The organism is Methylocystis suflitae, assembly GCF_024448135.1.
In the GTDB taxonomy this organism is placed as follows: Bacteria; Pseudomonadota; Alphaproteobacteria; order Rhizobiales; family Beijerinckiaceae; genus Methylocystis; species Methylocystis suflitae.
The window spans coordinates 1-16706 of sequence record NZ_JAMRYX010000208.1 but is presented as its reverse complement, the minus strand read 5'-3'; the positions used below and the strand labels follow the sequence as shown (position 1 = coordinate 16706).

At 60.7% G+C, this 16706-nt stretch carries 15 protein-coding genes; 6 read left to right on the top strand and 9 right to left on the bottom strand.

Annotated elements, in window-relative coordinates; all coding sequences use genetic code 11:
* The 3 genes from NEI07_RS15980 to NEI07_RS15970 all read left to right on the top strand — a co-directional run.
* The coding region (locus tag NEI07_RS15980) for an ATP-binding protein (protein WP_256035890.1) at window positions 1-213 on the top strand (213 nt) is incomplete at its 5' end.
* A 149-nt stretch (window positions 214-362) separates the two neighbouring features.
* A complete protein-coding gene (locus NEI07_RS15975) occupies window positions 363-1718 on the top strand; it encodes an IS1380 family transposase (RefSeq protein WP_256035888.1) in 1356 nt (451 codons plus the stop codon).
* Window positions 1719-1912: 194 nt separating this feature from the next.
* A complete protein-coding gene (locus tag NEI07_RS15970) occupies window positions 1913-2506 on the top strand; it encodes a helix-turn-helix domain-containing protein (protein WP_256035887.1) in 594 nt (197 codons plus the stop codon).
* 290 nt (window positions 2507-2796) lie between these two features.
* Here the strand turns inward: NEI07_RS15970 and NEI07_RS15965 are convergent, their stop codons facing one another.
* Both NEI07_RS15965 and NEI07_RS15960 read right to left on the bottom strand, forming a co-directional pair.
* Entirely contained in the window at window positions 2797-3063 is a 267-nt protein-coding gene (locus tag NEI07_RS15965) for a hypothetical protein (protein ID WP_256035886.1), read from the bottom strand.
* A gap of 302 nt (window positions 3064-3365) precedes the next feature.
* Window positions 3366-3590 carry a hypothetical protein gene (locus NEI07_RS15960; protein ID WP_256035885.1) on the bottom strand — a complete coding sequence of 75 codons (225 nt, stop codon included), beginning with the start codon at window positions 3588-3590 and terminating at the stop codon, window positions 3366-3368.
* Between the two features lie 980 nt (window positions 3591-4570).
* Here NEI07_RS15960 and NEI07_RS15955 point away from each other — a divergent pair.
* Window positions 4571-4774, top strand: coding sequence for a helix-turn-helix domain-containing protein (locus NEI07_RS15955; RefSeq protein WP_328516987.1), 204 nt, complete (start codon window positions 4571-4573; stop codon window positions 4772-4774).
* A gap of 269 nt (window positions 4775-5043) precedes the next feature.
* On the opposite strand, the gene acs is transcribed toward NEI07_RS15955, so the two are convergent.
* From acs to amoC, 4 genes are all read right to left on the bottom strand, one after another.
* Complete coding sequence (gene acs, locus NEI07_RS15950; protein WP_256035880.1) at window positions 5044-6972, bottom strand: acetate--CoA ligase; 1929 nt, start codon at window positions 6970-6972, stop codon at window positions 5044-5046.
* A gap of 95 nt (window positions 6973-7067) precedes the next feature.
* Window positions 7068-8378, bottom strand: a complete 1311-nt coding sequence (amoB, locus tag NEI07_RS15945) for a bacterial ammonia monooxygenase, subunit AmoB (RefSeq protein WP_256035879.1) — start codon at window positions 8376-8378, stop codon at window positions 7068-7070.
* A 19-nt stretch (window positions 8379-8397) separates the two neighbouring features.
* A complete protein-coding gene (gene amoA, locus NEI07_RS15940) occupies window positions 8398-9219 on the bottom strand; it encodes a bacterial ammonia monooxygenase, subunit AmoA (protein ID WP_256035877.1) in 822 nt (273 codons plus the stop codon).
* Between the two features lie 138 nt (window positions 9220-9357).
* A complete protein-coding gene (amoC, locus tag NEI07_RS15935; RefSeq protein WP_256035876.1) occupies window positions 9358-10155 on the bottom strand; it encodes a bacterial ammonia monooxygenase, subunit AmoC in 798 nt (265 codons plus the stop codon).
* Window positions 10156-11147: 992 nt separating this feature from the next.
* Here amoC and NEI07_RS15930 point away from each other — a divergent pair.
* Window positions 11148-12053, top strand: coding sequence for an OmpW/AlkL family protein (locus NEI07_RS15930; RefSeq protein ID WP_256035875.1), 906 nt, complete (start codon window positions 11148-11150; stop codon window positions 12051-12053).
* A gap of 191 nt (window positions 12054-12244) precedes the next feature.
* On the opposite strand, the gene NEI07_RS15925 is transcribed toward NEI07_RS15930, so the two are convergent.
* The 3 genes from NEI07_RS15925 to NEI07_RS15915 all read right to left on the bottom strand — a co-directional run bounded on the left by NEI07_RS15925 (window position 12245) and on the right by NEI07_RS15915 (window position 14658).
* Entirely contained in the window at window positions 12245-12451 is a 207-nt protein-coding gene (locus NEI07_RS15925; protein ID WP_256035873.1) for a DUF4242 domain-containing protein, read from the bottom strand.
* Between the two features lie 34 nt (window positions 12452-12485).
* Entirely contained in the window at window positions 12486-12887 is a 402-nt protein-coding gene (locus NEI07_RS15920) for a DUF779 domain-containing protein (RefSeq protein WP_256035871.1), read from the bottom strand.
* Window positions 12888-12972: 85 nt separating this feature from the next.
* The gene (locus tag NEI07_RS15915; protein ID WP_256035869.1) at window positions 12973-14658 is read right to left on the bottom strand and encodes a sigma-54-dependent Fis family transcriptional regulator; all 1686 of its coding nucleotides are present in this window, start codon (window positions 14656-14658) and stop codon (window positions 12973-12975) included.
* A gap of 446 nt (window positions 14659-15104) precedes the next feature.
* On the opposite strand from NEI07_RS15915, the gene adh reads away from it, so the two are divergent.
* Complete coding sequence (adh, locus tag NEI07_RS15910) at window positions 15105-16649, top strand: aldehyde dehydrogenase (RefSeq protein ID WP_256035867.1); 1545 nt, start codon at window positions 15105-15107, stop codon at window positions 16647-16649.
* Window positions 16650-16706: the final 57 nt, after the last annotated feature.

Genomic DNA, 16706 nt, shown 5'->3' with positions numbered 1-16706 from the left:
CCCGTCGTCGCCACTGCGCTGCTCGATCGACTTCTGCACCACGCGGTCGTCTTCCAGATCGAAGGATCGAGCTATCGCCTGCGCGAACACGCCGATCTGCTGCCCGAACAAGTTCGGACAAAAGCGAGCATCCAACCCGCGCCGATCCCGCCGACGCTCCGGCGCCGCGGACGGCCACCAAAAAACGGAGGCGCCGATCACGACATCGGTTGATCGCCATGCCCGCCAGACTGGGGAATTTTACTTCGGCGCTTCTGGGGAAATTAAACCCGCATTCGCCGGATGACGCATGATCTTTCTGTACGAATCGGCCGTTTCAGGCATAATTTTTAGAGCGTTATGCTTCATTCAGCGAGGCGGCCATGGCGAACCCGGCGGGTGAATCGAATGGTGAGGCGCTCAGGCTCAATTTCGACCGCCGACTGATGCTGCAATTTCGCGGATCAGTCGTGACTTCCGATGCCGGCTTGCTCGCCTATCGCGAACTCGACGACGCTCTTGGCCTCAGCGCCATGGCGAGCGACGTTCTGGCCGACGCCCGCACCGGCAAGAACGGGCGACACGGCCTCGCCGGATTGTTTCGGCAATCCGTTTTCGGACGCCTCGCCGGCTACGAGGACGTGAACGACGCCGAGCGGCTTCGGCATGATCCAGCGATGCGTTGGGTCGTCGGCGGCAAGGCGGCCCATAAGAGCGCAGCCTCGCCCAGTCAAATGGGTCGCTTCGAAACTCGCTGGCTCACGGCCGACAAAAATTTGTTGGCGCTCATTGATCTTTCTGGCCGGTGGATCGACCGCGTGCATGCACGCCGCCCGCCCAAAGGCGTCATCCTCGACATGGATTCGAGCGTCAGTCCGACGCATGGCGAACAGGAAAAGAGCTGTTGGAACGGGCATTACGAATGCACGTGCTATCATCCGTTGTTCTTGTTCAACCAGTTCGGCGATCTGGAACGCTGTGCGCTGCGGCCGGGCAACGTCCATAGCGCTGACGGCTGGGATGGCGTGCTGAAGCCGGTCGTGGCGCGCTACAAAGGCCATGTCTCGCGCATCCATTTTCGCGGCGACGCCGGCTTCGCCAATCCCGACATATATGCCTATCTCGAAGCCGAGGGCGTCAAATACGCCATTCGCCTGCCGACGAACCGCATCTTGCAAGAGCGGATCGCGCATCTGCTGACGCGCCCGGTGGGACGGCCGCCGAATGAAGTGCGGCGCTTCTATGCGAGCTTTAGCTATCAGGCCAGAAGCTGGACCAACCCGCGCCGGGTCGTCGCCAAGGTCGAATGGCATGTGGGCGAGCTTTATCCGCGCGTTGGGTTCATCGTGACCAATTTGGCGCGGCGCGCCGAGAATGTCGTCGCTTTCTACAACAAGCGCGGGACTTGCGAGCAAAACATCAAGGAAGGCAAGGGCGCGATCAACTGGACGCGGCTGTCGTGCCGGTCGTTCGCCGCCAACGCCGTGCGCCTCCAGCTTCACGCCCTCGCCTACAACCTCGGCAACTTCCTGCGCACGCTGGCGACGCCGGAGCCGATCAAGGATTGGACGCTGACGACGCTCAACGAAAAGCTGATCAAGATCGGGGCGAGGGTCGTGAGCCACGCCCGCTATGTGGCCTTCCAGATGGCGGAGGTAGCCATTGCACGAGACCTGTTCGCTGACATCTTGCGGATGATCGGGGAGCTTCGGGCACCGCCCGTCACATCAACGGCGTAGTGCGTTCGCTTGTTACGAGTTCGATCGAAACGACGGGAGAGGTGTGTCTCGATGAGGGGAAACGCGACATTTTTCGACGCTAGGCGCAGCATTCGCCAGCCCGTAGCCCCATCCACTCGGCTGCCGGTGCTACGGGCTTGCCAGAACCTGTCTGTCGGAGCAGAGTTGGCACAAAATCGCACGCTATCCGGCGAATGTGGGTTAAAATCGGCATTTACAAGTTCCGCCCCGGCATGCGCAAGGCGCTCGCTGACGCCGTGGAGGCGTTCTTGAACCTGTTGGATCAGATCGACGCTGACGCCGATCTTGAGGAAGACAATCCGCCCGAAGACGATGCACCTTGCGAGGACGTGGGCGACAATGAGCCAAGCCTGGGAGCCCTCGGCGGCACTGCGCTGGGCGGCTATTTCAATCAAGCGGGCTGGGCTCAGGGTGCGAGCGACGATCGCGAAGACGAGCACGACGGGTGCGAGCCGGGCGGCGATGACGAGCCGACTCTCGGCGCGACGACCGCCATCAATCAAGGGCATGCCTGGCGGGCGAATGCGGATGCCTGGGGCTCATGCGACGAAGCGGAGCCTTCGCTCGGCTGGGGCGGCGTTGGCTGCGGCCATCCCGAGATGGCGCTGCGCGGCTATGACGACGATCGGGAGAGGACTACAGGGCCGCGCGACGAAGAAGACGACGACAGCGACAAAGGAGAGCTGGACGGCGATTGGATAGATTCTTGGTTCAATCCGCTGCACCTGCCAGGCGGCAATGGCACGGTGCGGAGACCAGGCCGATGACCGACCTTTCCAACGTCAAGGCGCGGCCATGCGAACGTCTCGGCGCATCGTCGAAAGCGCAGAGCGATGCGCCCTTAAGGCGGACGATTTGCGGAGAAGGCTGAGGCCGTGACTTACGACCGCGCCGCGATCATGCGGGACGCCCACAAACGGTTCCGAGACGGCCAGCGCCTCGGGCTCGGTTGGACGTTTGTGCAATGCCTGTCGACGGCGTGGGCGGCGGCGAAGGATCCGGCGCAAGGCTCATGCCCGAGGATTTGCGGCGGTCGGAGGATTATGCCGAGGTAGGGTCAGTCATCATCATGATAGCCGTGACCATGATGACCGCGACGGTGCCAGTCATAGTGGCTTGTATCGTGCCAGTCATAGTGGTCGCCATGGCGATCCCAATGTCCACTGGGATGATAGTCCCAATGACCATGATGGCGGCCTCTCCAATGGCCCCAACCACCATGATCGCCCCAACCGCCATCGCCATAGCCGTCCCACGCGATAGCCGCAGTTGGGAGAGCCAAAGCCGTGGTCAAAGCCGCAATGAGCGATAGTTTGCGCAGCATGCAAATCTCCTTCTGCCCCCGCAATCGATTCGCACCGAGCCACTGAACGGCCGCTGAACGAAGCTCCCTCGTTGACGTGGGCTTTTGCCTCCGGCATCGAGCGTCGGATGCTGGCGATCAGTAATCGGGCTTGTACTGACCGAGCCTTCAAATTATATAGTGTGCACGCCGGCGAGCTGAGACGCCGGGCAGAAACGCCCCTGAGCGCGGGCAATCGCTCAGGGGCGTTTTCTTTTGCGGCGGTCGACTGGACTGCGTGAGCCCATCGTAATTTTGAAGGTATGACCTTCGATGGCCGCCCGTTAGCAGACCCAATGCCACTGGCCATACCACCAGCGCCAGCAGCCGCCTCGATGACCGCCCCAGCCGCCGTGACCGCCCCAATGGCCGCCATGGTGGCCGCCCCAGTGGCCACCACCATGCCCGCCACCGTGGTGCCCGCCGCCGTGGCCGTTCCAGGCGAGCGCCGCAGATGGAAACGCTAAGGCCGCCGCGACGGCCATTATGAGAGACAGTTTGCGAATCATTGAATTTCTCCTCGAATGAGAGGGGTTCCTCTTTTGCCACTCGTTTGAACCGGGATTGCGCGAATGATCCATGAGCTTCTTTCAATCCGGGCTAGGGACGCCGATCGCCAGCGTTATCGCACACGCAAATCAGTCCGCGCAATTCTGGACCGAAGGCGAGATGACCACCAACTGAAAAGGATTCACTTGAGCGTATCAGTCCGAGGGGCGCCGAGGTAGCTTAGATAAAGACGGGCGGTCGGATCAGGAGGCTAGCGAGCTTCGACGATCCTATCGCCGCACATGACGCAGAGTCGAACTCTTCTTCATCCTTCCGCCCTAAGGCGCGCCGGCTGCCATTGCGCCTTTGCGGCGCCGATCGACAGGTAGCCGCCCTGCGCTGCGTCCCCGGTTGAGCCTGAGCCGTATAAATTTGGATTTCCCCAGGATAGGAGAGAACGTCCCGAGCCCGGATGCATGCGCGGGGAGCGTTTTTTATTGAGGGAGTCCATTATCGAGGGAGTCCTTGGTCGAGAGAATCCCTACTTGGATTGGTGAAGATTTTTCGCATGGAGCGCGTCCAATAGCTCATTGCCCTTCAGCGAAGAGACGCGCGCGGCGGTGCCGTCTTCGTTGCATTTCCCGCTCGTGTTTTTCGAGCCAGTGCATTGGCGGCTCCCGTCGGCGGGGCATTCGAAGACGACGTCGTTTGTGCATCCGACCAAAGAATTGCCTTTGATGCCATAATTGCAGGTTTGTCCTGCATCGTGCATCCGATCGCACGCCGAGATAACGGCGCCGACCGGCGCCGCAATCGCAGCCGAGACAGTCACAGAAGAAATAAGCGCGACCGCCCATGTTCGTGCAATGGTCGTCCTCATGGCAAATCTCCAAAATTGCTGATTTGGCGTTGCCCTCCCAAAGCCCCTTGAAATTGTAGAGCCCAATTCACCGCGAGGAAGATCGCGAGAGAGTTTACCCGGCATTCGCCAGATGGGCTGATGTTTCGAGGTAAATCTGCCCCGACGAAGCGAGAACTGACCATGCGACAACTTCGACATTTGTTGCGGCTTCACCACGACGGGGTGAGCACGCGCGAGATCGGGCGCCGGCTTGGCGTGGCGCGCAGCACGATCCAGGACAATCTGAAACGAACGGCGGCGGCTGGCCTCCAAGGAGAGCATGACAAAGTGTGGGGCGCCTAAAACTGGGCTGATGTTCGTGTGTTATGAATAGGCCGGATCGGGCGGTGAGAAAGATTACGTTTGATGCGTGTCCGGCGTCAGCGCCATTGCGCGGGCGATCGGCGCCGATCCATATGCGCTACTCAAGAATCGATTAAAGACGCTCAAGCGGTCCATATATGGTCGCGCCGGCATCGAACTGCTTCGCGCGCGGATGCTACCGCTTCAGGACTGCAACTTGCACCGAGAGTGAAACAGACCCCCTTGAAGTGCAAATCGACAGCGTGGTTTCACAGGGCGGGGCGATTCTGGATAAGATCGACGACGACGTGTGGGTCGGAGAGCGTGGACGTGTCGCCGAGTGTGCCGAATTCCCCTTCGGCGATTTTGCGCAGGATGCGGCGCATGATCTTGCCGGAGCGTGTCTTCGGTAGACCGCGCGTGAATTGGATCACGTCGGGCGTGGCGATCGGACCGATTTCCCGCCGCACCCAGTTCACGAGTTCCTTGCGCAAATGTTCGGTCGGCGCGACCTCATCAATGAGCGTCACATACGCATAAATGCCTTGGCCCTTGAGATCATGCGGATAACCAACGACCGCCGCTTCCGACACCTTCTCATGGGCCGCCAGCGCGCTCTCGACCTCGGCCGTGCCCATGCGATGCCCAGAGACATTAATCACGTCATCCACGCGCCCCGTGATCCAGTAATACCCGTCGGCGTCGCGCCGCGCGCCGTCGCCAGTGAAATATTTGCCGGGATAGGCGCTAAAGTAGGTCTGCGCGAATCTCTCATGGTCGCCATAGACGGTGCGCGCCTGGCCCGGCCAGCTATCGGCGATGACGAGATTGCCCTCGCAGGTGCCCTCCAGCACATTGCCGGCGGCGTCGACGATTTCGGGCGCGACGCCGAAAAAGGGTTTCGTCGCCGAACTAGGCTTCAAGGCCGTCGCACCGGGAAGCGGCGCGATGAGAATGCCGCCCGTCTCGGTCTGCCACCAAGTGTCAACAATCGGGCAGCGCCCATCGCCGACGACTTGGTGATACCACTCCCAGGCCTCCGGATTGATCGGCTCGCCCACCGAGCCGAGCAACCGCAGCGACTTGCGGCTGGATTTCTTCACAGGCTCTTCGCCCGCCGCCATCAAAGCGCGGATCGCGGTCGGCGCCGTGTAGAAGATGTTCACGCCATGCTTGTCGATCACCTCCCAGAAGCGGGAGACGCTCGGATAATTTGGCACGCCCTCGAACATCAACGTCGTCGCACCATTGGCGAGCGGACCATAGAGGATATAGCTGTGGCCGGTCACCCAGCCGACGTCGGCCGTGCACCAGTAAACGTCGCCGTCGCGATAGTCGAAAACGAGTTGATGGGTTAGTGCGGCATAGACGAGATAGCCGCCTGTCGTGTGCAATACGCCCTTCGGCTTGCCAGTAGAGCCTGACGTATAGAGGATGAACAGCGGCTCTTCGGCGCCCATCTCCGCATAGGGATAGTCGGCGTGAACGCTCGCCGCCTCCTCCTCATAGCGGAAGTCGCGGCCCGGCGTCATGTCGACCTCTGCGCCAGTGCGCGTGACGACGAGCACGGTCTTGACGGGCGCTTTCTCCAGCGCCGCGTCCACATTGGCCTTGAGCGGAATTCTTCGTCCCCCGCGCAAACCCTCGTCGGCGGTGACGACGACGTCCGAGACGGCATCCTCGATGCGCCCCGCGAGCGCCTCCGGCGAGAAGCCGCCGAACACCACGGAGTGAATCGCGCCGATGCGCGCGCAGGCGACCATGGCGTAGGCGGCCTCGGGGATCATCGGCAGGTAGATCGTGATGCGGTCGCCCTTCTTGACCCCGTGCTTCTTCAGCACATTGGCGAAGCGGCAGACCTGTTCGTGCAACTCGGCGTAGGTGATGTGACGCGAGATAGAGGGGTCGTCGCCCTCCCAAATGATTGCGGTCTGGTTCGCGCGCTCGGGCAGATGCCGGTCGACGCAGTTCATCGCGACATTGGTTGTTCCGTCCTCGAACCATCTGATCGAGACATTATGCGTGTCGAAGCTCGTATGCTTTACTTTCGTGAAGGGCGTGATCCATTCAATCCTTTGCGCCTGCTCCGTCCAAAAGCCGTCGGGGTCTTTCAGCGAACGCTCGTAAAGCGCGCCATAGGCGTCGTCGTTCATGCTCGCGTTCTTCCAGTCGGGGACGGGATAGAGTTTTTCCGGCATTCGAGATTCCCATTCACGGGTTCAGCCAAAAGAGAACAGAACAGCGGCCCCTTTTTCGGGGTCGCTGTTCTTAAGTCATCGATCGGGGTCACGGCTCAGAAGTGCGAGTTCGCATCCGTGAAGTGCGGCACGATCGCCCCGTAAACGGGTGAAATGTGCCGAGTGCCCTTGTCGTCATACAAGAAAAGCAATCCGCCAAACCGGTTGTCTGGGTCGGTGATCAGCGCCGAGAGCCGCTCAAGCTCCCAAATGGCGTCGGTCGCGTCGAGAGTGACGCGAGCTGTTTCACCGGGAGCCAGCGGTTTGTCGCCTTCCACGACTAGGCCGCTTCTGGGAACGATATCGCTCGGATAATCCGCCGGCACCGCCGCCATCGCCGCCGAATTCGCCTTGTTCACGAAGCGAAGATTCGCGGTCGTGAATTCGCCGACAGTGAGAACGTTGTCGCTGTTGTTTTTCAGCTCCAACGTCATTCGCATCGACCGACCAGGAACGTCATAGACCGCACGCACAACCTTGACGTCCACGCTCCTCGCCGCCTCCGGCAACGGATCGACAACGGCCCTCCCGCCCTGAAGCGGCAGGGTCATGGGGTATTTCTTTTCCGCCCAATGTGCACCGCCATAGACGAGAGCAATGGTTCCGACAGCGATCACTCCGGCAACAACCTTGTCCGCCTTTGTTATTAGGAGGTCTTCGCGGCCCCTCAACAAAGCGAGGTGTCGGGGCATTAGCAACGGGCGTCGGAGCCACCACAGCATCCAAGCTAATGCGATAAAGCCCCACAATCCCTGCCAAGCGAGCACAGTTCCCATGCCATAGGTCGCGAGATTGGGAATGGTTTCGCCCGTCAACGTCTTGAGCGGATAAACGAAGTCGTCCACGCTTCCAGAAACCTCCACCCAGCTTCCCGGACCTGCGAGGGGGCCGGCGCCATTAACGAGCAGCGACGGATGGATGTGATAGCGACCCGGATAGCGCGCCTGAAGGACGAGCTTGAACTCGTATTCCCGCCCGTTGACCATCCCGAAAGACTGGAGGACGGGCATCTCATTGACGTAGGATTCCTTTTTCGCCATCACCGAACCGGGGCCGGCGGTGGAGAGAAACACCGACATCGGATGCGGCAGATTGTTGGGCCAATCCTCGAAGGCGCGCACACGACCGGTGACAACGAGTTCGTCGTTCACTTTCAGTTTACTGGCGGACCATTTCAGATCGTACCAATGTAACGTGCGCATACGCAGGAACGGCTCCTGATTGCGCTCGCCATGGGCCTGAGCCGACGAGGCTAGGCCAACGACTCCCGCCGCAAGGCTCAATGCAACGGTTGCGGCTTTCATTCCGGCGATCAGGATCGACCAGGGCTTGCTGTTCGTCCGATCGCTTGGCGTCGAGTTCTTCATCATTGCGGACTCCTCCCGATCAAGACTGTTGAGAGTTCTTGAGACCCATGTAACTGGCGAGGGGATTCGCCACCCAGATCATTTTGGAGAACGCCCAGCCCATGAACCACCATCCGATGTAAATCACCATGCACAGAAAGGCCGAGAAGAACGCCGACACCGCGCTGGAATGGCCGCCAAACGTGCGCAACGTCCCGCGTTCGATGAACCGCAGATATTCAGGGGTCGCAGAACGAGGAAAGGTGTAGCCCACCATATCGGCGACCGAGGTGGTTTGGCCCATGTGTTCGACCGGCAGGTGATACGCCGCGAGCATGACCCAATTGCTCGGATAGAACAGCAACCCGAAACCCCAGGCGCCGAAGATCGCCGTCAGCAGCCAGTTGCGTGTGAGCAGGAGCACCGCGTCAAGGAACAACGCGCTAGGGATCAACAGCGACGGCCAGATCAATGCGTAAGGGAAACGCGCCCAGAGATGGAACCCCAAGACGCGGTTGATCCATTCGCCAAGCATCAGCGCAACGATGCACAGCGTCGCGCCGAATGGCACGCGGAAGAAGGTCCAGAGGAAATATTGAACCGCCGCGGGGAAACAAATCGCCGCCGCCGGCGCCACCGTCGGCCAGAACTGCCGATCCTTCCAGTCGACCCAGAAATCCCAGTCGCCCGCGAGCAACATATAGTGCAAGTGGAACGCGCCGGTGACCAGAAAGAGCGCGATCAGAACGATGACCCAGTCGAAGTTCCGCGACACTTTCGCGCCTGCGGGGGTCAGGCCTGCAGCTGCGATGACCGGGTCTTCGGCGGCAGCGCCGCCTGCGGTCGTCGATGACATAGACATGTTGTGTCCTTTCCGTCCCTTGTGTTTTTTTGCTGCGTCGGAGTGCAATCCTGCGCAGGCAGTATCGTTAACGGTCCCATGGGGCCGCTTGATTCTTTGCCTTGTCGTCTCGAATGTGTGGTGTTTCTGCTCTCGGCGTCAGACCAGCTCTTGGCCTTCCCAGACGTTCATTCTGCGCATGACGTCGAGAATGCCGTAGCAGAGCTGGCACGCGAGACCGAAAACACCGAGCGCCGTCCAGCCAAGCACGACGAAGCCCCAATGGAGCGGCGCCGTGAACCATTCCTCCATGATCCAGAATGCATGGCCGAACTCGTTGAAGCCGACGTTCGGCAGGATCATGAACGGACCGGCGACAGCGATCACGAACGGGATCGAGATATTCCTGGAGAAGCGCGGCAACCGGGTGATCGAATAGATCAACGCCGCGACGCCGCAGCTGATGTAGACCGGGAAGCTCAAGTAGAAAATCCCGATGTGACTCGGCGTGAAGCTGGTGTCGCGCATCACGGTCTGATGCCAGGAACCGTCTTGCTCCGCAAAATAGCTGGCACCCCAGTAGACCGCGAAGGTGTACACGCAGATCAAGCCCAGCAGCACGAAGTAGCGCCGCAACTCCTCCGCCGGCGCGAGAGCGCTCAGATTAGTGTCGCGCGTGAACCAGAGATAGCCCCACCAAATGATCGCGAGCGCGGGAACGATGATCAGCTGCGCGTACATGAGATTCATCCAGTAGGTCTGAAACTCCGGCGCAGTCGAGTCGAGGCCGTATTCCCATCCGGCCCACCCCTGATAGATGCGGTACAGCATATAGAACACGGTCAGCCCGACGATGCCCAAGGTCGCCGGGCGAACCCAAGCGCTCGCACCGCCTTCCGCAGCGCCGACCTCTTGAGCCGAAGCTTTTGGTTGTACGTATTCCGTCGTTGTGCTCATTCGATTCCCCTTGAGTTTTCCCCGCGGGCCGCACGACCGAACCCGACTATTTCTTCATTTCTCGCCAGCGCGCTCACTACGGCCCACGAGCCGTCATATGGTCGTCGCACGACGATGTTGGTTGTCTCGACCGCGCCCCCGAAGCAAGACGGCTTGCGCCCGGACCAAAATCGGCGCCTGCACAAGACCGTCCGCTCCGTCGGGGGAGGAGGCCAGACAACGATAGAAGAGGAACGCAAGGCGCGTGCCATCAGACGACCTGCGCCAAGCGCTTCTCCTTGGCGTTGAATCAATTGAAGTTATTTCCGAACCGCTGGCGCGTGCGCAAAGATCGCACGAAAAATCAACGAATGGCGCTTCTCGTCTCCGTCGCATCGCGACGGCATGGCGACAGCCGCCGCGACAGTTGCGACAACCCGAATGCGATAGGCGCGTCGTTGGCGTATGTCACTGAAAACTGAAATGGACCAGCAGAGGGCTATCCACTGCTATTGGGGATGAAGCTTCGATCGGCCGCACAGGCGCTTCGGTCGCGTTCCTCGCGACAGGCACCCCCCAAAACAACTGAAAGAAATCACGAGCGCTGGCATCCGACGACCACGTTCGCAGTGCCTTGAACGGGAACAGAGCGACCTCCGGATAAAGCGCGTCTCGGCCCGCCGCGGAAGAACAGCCGGCAGATGCAGCTATGTCGCAACTGTCGCGGCCTCTGATGCACGGCTGTCGCGACGCGACAGGAAAGCGATGGGCTTTCTCAGGGTTACCCGGTGTCAGACCCAGAACGCCAATCTAACTCACCGTTAAATCAACCCTCTAGGCGGCCGGGCCGCAAGCGCCGATCGTTGGCACACGCCTTGCGCTTCAGCGCTTCTGTTGTCTGGGCTCCTGTCGTCTGGTCGCCTCCTTTGGCGGACCGGATGTTTTCCTGCGGCAATCGTTCTGGCCCAAGTGCAACGCGTCGACGGATGAGAACTCTCAGGAGACTGGACCCAATGATTAGGAATTTCGCTCATGGCGTGCTTACCGCTCTCGTGATCGGGACCGCGCTCGACTGCGCTCAAGGCGCGGATCTCCCGAGCTATAAAGACGCGCCACCGCCTGCTTTGGTCGACGCCTATCAGCCGTTTCAAGTGCGCCTGAAGGTCGGCAGCGTGCTGCCGTTGGACGGCACCGCGACGGTTTTCGATGCCGGGTCGGTTTACCCGATCGCTGGGATTCCCGGCGCCCCGTTCGTTGGCCTGATGACGGGTCTAAGCGGCGGTCCCGGGACGGTCATCCCGGGCGCCAGCACCAGCATATCGTGGTCAGTCATTCCGCTGCTCGATGTTGCGTATTACTTCAACAGGAACTGGGCGATCGAGGCGATCTGTTGCATCACACCACATCATATTCAGGGGGTTGGTCTACTCGCGGGCGCCGACGTCGGCCGCACATGGGTGTTTCCCCCGTCTGTCACTCTGCAGTATCACTTTACCAACTTTGGCGCGTTTCAACCCTATCTCGGCGTCGGCGTGAACTTCACGGCCTATCTGGGCACACGCGCTGGCAACAACAATTGGTGGCTGGCTTTCGCTCCCGGTTCCGCCCTTGCCGGTCTCGGCGGCGTCAACGCAAGCTTCTACAACGTCAGCATCACCCCGTCCTGGGGTGTCGTTGGCCAAACCGGGTTCGATTATATGCTCAGCGAGCATTGGGGCGTGAACTTCGACCTCAAATACGTAATGATGGAGCCGAACGCTCATGCGAACGTCGCCGCCTTTGCTCCAGCTGCGCCAGCACTCGGGGCAATCTATGTGCCGGTCAATGCGGCCGTAAAAGTCAATCCGCTGATCGTCTCGGCCGGCCTGACCTACCGTTTCGGCGGGGATTGGGGCGTCCCGAAGCTCTTGCCGTTTTGATTTCGGGTACACCTCGACCAGAAGCACCCGGAAACGCCATCATGACACGTTTTGGCGCGCCCGGGGAATTCGTCTGGCGTTCGCCATGTCAAAGCCCCTTGCGACAATCGAACGCCAAATTATCGGCTCTCTGCGGTTGTGGGGTCTATGACAGTTTTCACTTCGGATATCCGATTGGCCGGGAACCCGCCTCACCGCGCGTGTTTGCCGATCGTCTCGGCATCGGGCGCAATGTAGACGCAATATATCTTGTCATCGGTCACGTAGCTCTCGATCCACTGAATTTGCGGCCCCAGTTCAGTTAGAACCTTGCAAGATTTCTGCGAAATTGCCGTCAGATCTTCCCGCCCGAGCTTGCCCGCGCCGGCGATCTCGCGTTCGATGACGAATTTCAGCATTACCGTCTCTCTCCGTTTCTTCGGGGAATGCGGATTAAAGCTTGCCTTGCGCCGAGAGGCGCGCGATCTCGTCATCGGTGAAGAGTCGTGAGCGCGTCAGGAAACGCCGGCCCTCCGGCCCTTCGAGCGAGAACATGCCGCCACGGCCCGGCACCACGTCGATAATGAGCTGCGTGTGCTTCCAATATTCGAATTGCGACCCGCTGATGTAGAACGGCGCGCCGCCGATAAAGCCGAGGCGCCGGTCGTGTTCGCCGACGATCATGTCGCCTTGAGCGAAGCACATCGGGGCGCTGCCGTCACAGCATCCCCCCGATTGATGAAACATAAGCGGTCCATGCTTGTTCGTGAGCCTAGCGATCAGCGCGAGCGCCTCGGCCGTCGCGGTTACCTGTTCCACTTCCGCGACCGCCTCGTCCTGTCTAACGTGGTACACGAATTTCTCGTCTGCTTGCATCCCACGATATTCCCTTTCGCAGCGACGACCAGATCTGCCGGCATTCTCTCAGGAAGACTTATTCTCAGGAAGACTTGGGCAAATTGCGGTAAATGGTGCTTCGGTGGACGCCGAGCAGTCGTGCCGCTTCTGTGACGCAGCCGTTCGCCGCCTTGAAGGCTTCAGCGATCATGCTCGTCGTCAAAGGCGGACTCTTGACGAGTTCTGCATGAACATCCGCCGCGCCCGTTTCCTCGCGAATATGCGGAGGCAAATCCGAAAGCCAAAGGCGGCTCTCCGGTTCCGCCAATGCGATCATCCCCCTCAGCGCGCTGACGAGTTCGCGGATATTGCCGGGCCAGGAATATCGCATGAGTGCGTTGAGCAACTCCTCGTCAAGCTCGAGACCGGCCGAACGGCCGCCATAGGCGAGGAAGAGCCGCTTGATGAGATCGCCGCGATCCATCCGTTCGCGCAAGGCAGGAAGCCGCACGCTGTAATCCTGAAACCGGTAAAACAAATCCGCGCGGAAGGCGCCTTTCGCCACGAGCGCCCGCAGGTCGCAGTGGGTCGCGCAGATCAGCGCGAAGTCGACCGGGCTCGGCCGCCCTCCCAAGGGAGTCACCTGACGCTCCTGCAAGACCCGCAACAACCGAGCTTGAAGATCGAGCGGCATGTCGCCGATCTCATCGAGGAACAGGACTCCGCCATTGGCCTCACGTACTCGGCCGGGCATTCCTCTGCGCCGCGCGCCGGTGAAGGCGCCCTCCTCATAGCCGAACAATTCCGAATCGATCAGCGATTCCGGCAAGGCGCCGCAATTGACGGGAACGAATGGCCCGCTTCGACGATTGCTCAACGCATGAAGGCGACGGGCGAGGTGCTCCTTGCCGACGCCTGTCTCGCCGAGAATCAGCACCGACATGCTCGCATTGAGCACGCGCTTGGCGCGCTCGAGGATTGGTTCGAGCGAAGGATCGTCGGGACCCGCCGCCGCGCTTTGCGGCGGAACGCGCGCCGGGGACGCCGAAACTTTGGGTGCGGTCTTGCCGCCTTCGCAACGCCCGTAAAATGTGAGGCCCTTCGCGGTTTTTAGCGCTTCTCCTCCGCTGCGAGAAATCTTTTGCGTAAACAAATCGTCGGGACTCGTCCCGAGGAGCTCGCGCCAACTATTCCCCAATAACGCTATGGCCTTAGGGGTCGCCCCCACGATGCGGCCGTCCTCGACGATCACCAATCCTTCCCGATGGCTTCCGACGAGACTTGGGTTGGGATGGAAGCGGATCAATTCCTGGCCGGGTCGAAAATCGAGGGCGATGCGCCGCTCCACCATCTGGACAGCCCAACGCACAAGCCCCATCGAGTGAAGATGCCGTTCCCGGGCGTCGCCCGAAATATCGAGAACGCCGAGAAGTTCGCCCTGCGGCGAAAGCAGTGGCGCAGCCGCGCAATGGAGAATGTGGTTGCGCGGCAGGAAATGCTCTGCGCCGCGCACCTCCACGGGCGTACACTCGGCGATGGCGGTCCCGATGGCGTTGGTGCCGAGCCCGTCCTCCGACCACTGGACGCCGGGCAACAGCGCCACGCGTTCGGCCTTTCGGCTGAAGCCGGCGCTCCCAACGCTATCGAGAAGGACGCCGTTTGCGTCGGAAAGGAGAATGACGCAACGGTCGAGCTCGATTTCGGGAGCAAGCGCGTCCAACTCGGGTTGCACGAGCAGCCGAAGGCGTTCGTTAGCCTCCCGTCGTTCGAGGAGCCGCGCCTGACTCATCGGTTCCGCCGGAACCGCGTGCGAAAGATTTATCGCAGTGCAACGCTCCCACGAGCGTGCGATCTCTTCGGGGACCAAGCCCTGGGGCGCGGCTCCTAAGTCTTGGAGCTTTTTCCACGCCACATAGCCACCGCCCTCCCCATTGTCGGGCCGCGCCATCGATGTTTCCTCCATCATCCCTGTCGCACTGTCGCAGCCCGAACTTGCGACCTGTCGCGCGACGCGACGTTCTTGCTTTTCTATCGCCAGTCTAATCCAGCAGACGGCCGACGGCAAAGGGGAGGAAAGCGCGAAAAATCGCCGCATTTCCGGGGCGTGAGCTTGTCGGCTGGAGGGCATGCCGCCATCGCCGGACGCCATGGCAAACATCTTGCTGAACCGCGAGCGACGCGATTCTTCGCTGTCCAACAATACCGCCGGAAACCGATCGGAGGAGGAAGCAATTCATGAACATTCAAGCGACCATACAGTCGGCATCGGTCGAGCCGGGCAAGCACGGCGTTGCCGTGCCCTTCAAGAAGCGTTACGCGAATTTCATCGGAGGGGAGTGGGTCGAGCCTGCGACCGGCGAATATTTCGAGAACATCACCCCCGTCACCGGCAAGGTTTTTTGTGAAGTTCCGCGCTCCAACGCCGCCGACGTCGAGAGCGCGCTCGACGCCGCTCATGCGGCCAAGGACGCCTGGGCGAACGTGTCGCCAGCCGAGCGGGCGAACATCCTCAATCGGATCGCCGACCGCATGGAAGCCAATCTCGAGATGCTGGCGGCCGCGGAGACTTGGGACAATGGCAAGCCTATCCGCGAGACGCTTGCCGCCGATTTGCCGCTCGCCATCGATCATTTCCGCTATTTCGCGGGGTGCGTGCGCGCAGAGGAAGGTTCGGTCTGCGAGATCGACCACAGCACCTACGCTTATCATTTCAAGGAGCCATTGGGCGTCATTGGACAGATCATCCCCTGGAACTTTCCGCTGCTGATGGCCGCGTGGAAAGTCGCGCCCGCGCTCGCCGCGGGCAATTGCGTCGTGCTCAAGCCCGCCGAACAAACGCCGGTCTCGATCCTCGTCCTTCTCGAAGTCATCGAGGACATCCTGCCCAAAGGCGTGTTGAACGTCGTCAATGGCTTCGGTCTCGAGGCCGGTAAGCCGCTCGCAACGTCGAACCGAATTGCCAAAGTGGCGTTCACCGGCGAGACGACGACCGGTCGGCTCATCATGCAATACGCCGCGCAGAATATCATCCCAGTCACACTCGAGCTCGGCGGCAAGTCGCCCAATATTTTCTTCCCCGACGTTTGTGCCAGGGACGACAGTTTCCTCGACAAGGCGATCGAGGGTTTCGTGATGTTCGCGCTCAATCAGGGCGAGGTATGCACATGCCCCAGCCGTGCGCTCATACATGAATCGATATACGACGCGTTCATGGAGCGCGCCCTCAAACGTGTGGCCGCTGTCAAGCAGGGTGATCCACTCGACAAGACGACGATGATCGGCGCGCAGGCGTCGAGCGAGCAGGTCGAAAAGATCATGTCGTACGTCGAGCTGGGAAAACAGGAAGGCGCTCAATGCCTCATCGGCGGCGAACGCAACGCCCTCGGCGGCGCCTTCTCCGAGGGCTATTATATCAAGCCCACCGTTTTCCGGGGCAACAACAAGATGCGCATCTTCCAGGAGGAAATCTTCGGCCCCGTCGTTTCGGTGACGACCTTCAAGGATTATGACGAAGCAATCGCCATCGCCAACGATACGCTGTACGGTCTCGGCTCGGGCGTTTGGACGCGCGACGCCAACACCGCTTTCCGCGCCGGACGCGCCATCAAAGCGGGCCGCGTCTGGACCAACTGCTATCACGCCTACCCCGCTCACGCGGCGTTTGGCGGTTATAAGCAGTCGGGCATCGGCCGCGAGACGCATAAGATGATGCTCGATCATTATCAGCAGACAAAGAACCTGCTCGTGAGCTACAGCGAGCAGCCGCTGGGCTTCTTCTGAGCGTCGTTCTTCGCCTCTGCAATCCCGCCCGGCGGTAAAGCCGGGCGGGATCACTGA